Here is a 5350-nt window from a genome sequence, read left to right on the forward strand (position 1 = left end):
GCTTCAACTGGAGTTACAGCTTCAACTGGAGTCACTTCTTCAACTGGAGTTACTGTTTCGTTAGGCTGTTCGGTACCTTTTTGTGCGCATCCGATTGCCAGGAATACGCCAAACAGAACTATTAAAATAAGCAATGCTTTTCTCATATTTTCCCCCATTTAGAATTGAGTACTCTATAATTAATATTTTGATTTATAATTATTACTGCCAGTTTCTGAACACTATTTCGTTTTTTAGTTCACCTTTTGCCTTTCAGAGGAAACCTGAATTTCTTTAGAGAACAGATTGCTGGGGAGAGTAATTCTGAGAATCCTTTCCTCTTTTAGGACTTTACCTGTCCTTAAATTATAATATCCGGAATTCCAATATTGCTACAGGACTCTTTTTGGGGGGAGATTATGAAAATCAAATCCGTTAATCCTTATACTGAAGAACTAAACTGGGCCTATGATACATTATCTTTCGGGAACTGTGAAAGCCAGATTGAAAAATCCAGGGCTGCTTTCCCTGGATGGAACTCTCTTTCGGTTGAGAAAAGAACAGGGTATATTGCAAGAATTTCTGAGGTGCTCAGGCAGAACAGGAGAATTTTCGCAGAGATTATTACAAAAGAAACGGGAAAGCCTATCAGACTTTCCCTTGAAGAAATCGAAAGAAGCGCACGGTTCTGTGATTACTGTGTAGAAAATGCGACAGAGTTTCTCAAAGATGAAATTGCGGAAACAGAAACCGAAAAAATCCATGCTATTTTTGAGCCACTGGGAGTCATTCTTGGGATCACGTCCTGGGATTTCCCCTTCTGGCAGGCTTTCAGGTTTGCAGTGCCCACACTGATAGCAGGAAACGTGTGTCTGCTAAAGCATGCCTCCAACGTCCCCGGGTCTGCTCTTGAGATTGAAAAAATCTTTACCTGGGCTGGATTGCCTCAGGATGTGTTTAAGACCCTGCTAATAGACACCGAAACTGCCATGGAAATCATTGACGAGGATCTTGTGGACGGAGTTTTTCTTACCGGCGGCGTGAGAGCCGGGTCTGAAATAGGGGAGATTGCAGGAAGAATGATCAAACCTTTCGTGCTGAAACTTAGAGGATCCAATCCTTTTATAGTGCTTGAAGATGCGGACTTAGACCGTGCTGCAGAAGCTGCGGTAAGATCCTGCTTCCTTAATACCTGCCAGAGATGTAATTCTGCAAGGAGGTTTATTGTCATCGAAGATCTTGTCGTCGATTTTATCGAGGCATTTGAAATGCAAATGCAGAAGTTGAAGGTTGGAGACCCAATGGATGAGGAAACTGATATAGGACCTGTGGCAAAAAAGGAGTTTCTCGACAGCCTTGAGAAAGTCCTTAAGGATGCAAAGAAAAAAGGAGCAGAGCCTTATGTCCACGGGAAAGAGCATAAGAAAGGCTTTTTCTTCAGACCTGCCCTTGTCCCTGCAGCCAGTTCCGATATGAAAGTTCTCAATATAGAGCTCTTCGGACCTATTGCACCGGTAATTATGGTAAAGGATGAAAATGAGGCAGTGAAAATTGCAAATTCCGCAGAGTTCGTGTATGGAGCCGAAATATGGTCTCAAGACCTGGAAAAAGCCGAGAGGCTGGCAAAAAAAATCAGGGCAGGTTTTGTGACCATCAATGGAAGGATAGAGTCGGAGCCAGGGCTGCTCTCAGGAAGTTCCAGGATATCCTGCCTCGGCAGAGAGTTTTCAGACTGTGGACTTAAGGAGTTTGTGAACACAAAGACTATAGTAGTTAACAAATATCAATAAGCAGTAGAAGACTGTTTAGAATTTGATGAGGCACCGCGTTGAAAGCTGGAGAGAAAAAATCTGATTTAAGAGAGGAAAAAATCTGATTTAAGCAGGTCAAGACAAGAATAAACGTTAAAAAACAAAGCTTAGAGTAAAGCCTTATGTCAGATCAAGTATCAGAATAAGGCAAATTGGGGTATTTTCATGAAAGCTTCGGATCTTTTTGTTTCCCAGCTTAAAGAAGAAGGTGTAGAATACGTTTTCGGACTTCCCGGAGAAGAAAATCTTGACCTTCTCGAATCTCTTCGTAATTCGGATATCAAACTGATCATAACAAGGCACGAACAGGCTGCGGCATTTATGGCTACCGCATACGGAAGGCTGACAGGAAAAGCAGGGGTATGCTTTTCAACTCTCGGTCCCGGAGCAACTAACCTCGTTACGGGGGTTGCTCAGGCGCAGCTGATAGGGGCTCCTTTAATCTCAATTTCGGGGCAGAAAGCCCTTATTGATAACTGGCAGGCACGTTTCCAGCTTGTAGACGTTGTAAGGATGATGGAGCCGCTCTGCAAAAAAGCGGTATCAATTTCCGATCCAGGGATGATTCCTACAGTTCTCCGAAACGCTTTCAAGCATGCGGAAGCCGAAAGACCCGGAGCAGTACACATAGAACTTCCGGAGGACGTGGCTGGAGAAGATACAGATGCAGTTGTGCAGAAGAGGAGTGAAATCAAAATACCCATTCCTGACCCTGAGGCTGTCGAAATGGCAGCAAGCATGATTCGCCAGGCTAAAAACCCTCTTATCATAGTATCTTCCGGAGCTAACCGAAAGGCTGTAACTGAAGAACTCGAGGATTTTGCAAACAGGACGGGCATTTATGTTGTGCATACGCAGATGGGAAAAGGTGTTGTCCCTGATGACTGCCCTTATAGCCTCTTTGCCACCGGAATCCATGCCAGGGATTACGTAAACTGCGGAATTGATGGGGCAGACCTGATAATAACAGTAGGCTATGATATAGTGGAATACCCCCCTTATCTCTGGAACGGACACCTGGATAAAAAGATCGTAAATATTGATTTTGTGGAATCAGTGCCTGACAGGTACTTTAACCCTGAAGTTGAGGTAATAGGAGATATTTCCTCTTCTATCCGGCAGCTTGCCGCAAGAGTTTCCGAAAAAAGAAAGTTCCCTGTATTTGAAAACACAAGAGCCTTCATCGAAGAAAAAATAAATTCCCCTGTAAGGAAGAGCTATCCCCCCATCCCTCAGGAAGTTGTACGCAGTGTGAGAGAGGTTCTCGGGCGTGAAGACATAATTTCTCTTGATAACGGGATATACAAGCTCTGGTTTTCCCGGTTCTACAAGACTTACACTCCCAATACAGTACTGCTGGACAATGCCCTTGCCACAATGGGTGCAGGCTTTTCTGCAGGGCTTGTTGCAAAACTTCTTCACCCGGAGCGCCACGTACTCGCTATTTGCGGAGACGGAGGTTTTATAATGAACTGCCAGGAGCTTGAGACTGCAGTTCGTTACGGGATCCCTCTGGTAGTCCTTATCCTGAACGACAATGCCTTTGGCTTCATCAAGTGGAAACAGAAGAAAATGAACTTTGAAGACTTTGCTCTGGACTACGGAAACCCTGACTTTGCCCTTCTTGCCGAAAGTTTCGGGGCAACGGGTATGAAGGTAAAAGAAAAAGACAATCTCACAGAGGTCCTCGAAAAAGCATTTTCCCTGAATAAGCTGGTAGTTATCGAATGTCCTATTGACTATTCTGTAAATTATGAAACGTTCTCAATAGAACTCGGAAACCTTGTGTGCAAATTTTGAAAAAGCGCAAGTGAAATAATACTTATCAAGGTATTTACTGCAGAGCAAATAATATGGATAAATGAGGCAGGTATTAAAAGAAATTATAGAAAAGTAAAAGGTTTCAGGGGGGCCTTAATTAAGGTACCCTTTTCTTTCAAGCCAGTCAATCTGCGGCCTTGTATATTTCCAGATGACATCAGCTTTTGAATCCTGAATTTCCCAGGGGTTTGCGATTACGATATCGCCTTCGCGGATCCACATTTTCTTGTTTTTGGAACCCGGAATTCTGCCCATGCGGACAACTCCATCCATGCACTGAAGTGAAACTCTTTTTGAACCAAGTAAACTTGCTACCGTTGCCAGAACTTCATTTCGGTCTTTACGGGGGGTTCGGACCCTTGTTACTTCCGGATTATCTCCGGAGCTTACGGGTTTATTTGATCCTGATTGTCTTTTCCTAACAGCACTTCTATAATTAGCCAGGTTAATTCCTCCTTGTGATATTATTCAATAATTTTTGATTACTTTGCTCTAATGGATAAATTCGCGGAAAAATAAAGCGAAAGTAAAGAGTTAAAAAACAAAAAGTGAAAAATGAATTGAGCATTAATGCAAACTGAATTGCAAAAACTAACACTCAATACAGATTATCATTAGAACTTTCTGTGGTTAGGAAGGCAATCTCTGCAGTAAACCGGCCGTCCTTCTGTTGGTTTGAAAGGAACTTCGGCCTCAACACCGCAGTCAGAACAGGTTACTTTGGTCATTTCTCTGGGGCCGCTGTTGCCGCCTCTGAAAACGCCACGGTTGCTGTCTCTTCCCCTGAAGGAGTTTCCTCTGTCATTAAAACCCATTTTTGTTTCACCTCCGCTTCCAGCGGATAACTATTAATTAAAAATAAGATTGTATAGAGCTCTTTGATTAAAAACAAAAGCGAGTTTTTAATAACAGATTATACGTCTCTTTATTTTCAATCCCCAAAGATACATTCAAATTATATAAACATTCCTATGAAAAAAGAAGGTTTAAAGCAAAAGAACATTTCAGGATATTCAAGGAAGTTCCCTGATTCAAATTTATAATCACAGCAGCATGAAAATAATCAGAAAGAGCCAAAATTTAAATGAACCAGGTAGAAAAAGAATCGATCCGTCTGCCTATTAAACAGGGCAGGACGGATAGCACTCTATAAACGTAAGAATTCCAAAGCGGAGTTTGGATTTAATAGCGGTTCTCTCTGGGCTTCCTGTGGTTAGGAAGGCAGTCCCTGCAGTAGACCGGTCTGTCGGGATCTGGTTTGAAAGGAACCTGAGTCTCAGCACCGCAGTCAGAACAGGTTGCGTTGTGCATTTCTCTCGGGGCCCCGCCGAAACCTCCCCGGTTGTCTCTTCCCCGGAAGGAATTTCTGTCATTAAAAGCCATTTTCTTTTCACCTCCGCTTACAACGGATAGTCATTTGCTTAAAAATAAGATTGTATAGAGCTCTTTGATTAAAAACAGAAATTAGTTTTTAATAACAGATTATACGTCTCTTTATTTTTAATGGTCTTACTATACAGTCAAATTATATAAATTTTACTCTAAAAATTAAAAATAAATTAGAAAAATATTTTTAATTTGAAGCCGCTCGTTTCTATATTCGATTCTCAAAACTATTCTCAGGTTTAAAGATTAAATTTTAGAATATAATGATCTTCAGGAAGAAGAAGATAGTGCAGCTGAAAAGAGTCGAAAGTCTCAGTATTTCCAGGCTATCAGGAATTATTGAAAAGAAGAAT

General features: G+C 41.9%; 5 protein-coding genes. 2 read left to right on the top strand and 3 right to left on the bottom strand.

All coding sequences use genetic code 11. The annotated features are described in order from the left end of the window. Positions 1 to 398 precede the first annotated feature (398 nt). Together PLL47_RS14390 and PLL47_RS14395 are read left to right on the top strand one after the other, a co-directional pair. Positions 399 to 1769, top strand: a complete 1371-nt coding sequence (locus PLL47_RS14390; RefSeq protein WP_324447188.1) for an aldehyde dehydrogenase family protein — start codon at positions 399 to 401, stop codon at positions 1767 to 1769. 186 nt (positions 1770 to 1955) lie between these two features. Continuing rightward, positions 1956 to 3590 carry an acetolactate synthase large subunit gene (locus PLL47_RS14395; RefSeq protein ID WP_324447189.1) on the top strand — a complete coding sequence of 545 codons (1635 nt, stop codon included), beginning with the start codon at positions 1956 to 1958 and terminating at the stop codon, positions 3588 to 3590. A 114-nt stretch (positions 3591 to 3704) separates the two neighbouring features. On the opposite strand, the gene eif1A is transcribed toward PLL47_RS14395, so the two are convergent. The 3 genes from eif1A to PLL47_RS14410 all read right to left on the bottom strand — a co-directional run bounded on the left by eif1A (position 3705) and on the right by PLL47_RS14410 (position 4994). Then, positions 3705 to 4055, bottom strand: a complete 351-nt coding sequence (gene eif1A, locus PLL47_RS14400; RefSeq protein WP_324447194.1) for a translation initiation factor eIF-1A — start codon at positions 4053 to 4055, stop codon at positions 3705 to 3707. A gap of 170 nt (positions 4056 to 4225) precedes the next feature. Continuing rightward, complete coding sequence (locus PLL47_RS14405) at positions 4226 to 4426, bottom strand: CxxC-x17-CxxC domain-containing protein (RefSeq protein WP_324447190.1); 201 nt, start codon at positions 4424 to 4426, stop codon at positions 4226 to 4228. Positions 4427 to 4793: 367 nt separating this feature from the next. After that, a complete protein-coding gene (locus PLL47_RS14410) occupies positions 4794 to 4994 on the bottom strand; it encodes a CxxC-x17-CxxC domain-containing protein (protein ID WP_324447192.1) in 201 nt (66 codons plus the stop codon). Positions 4995 to 5350 lie beyond the last annotated feature (356 nt).

It is taken from the genome of Methanosarcina sp. (assembly GCF_035390745.1).
GTDB lineage: Archaea > Halobacteriota > Methanosarcinia > Methanosarcinales > Methanosarcinaceae > Methanosarcina.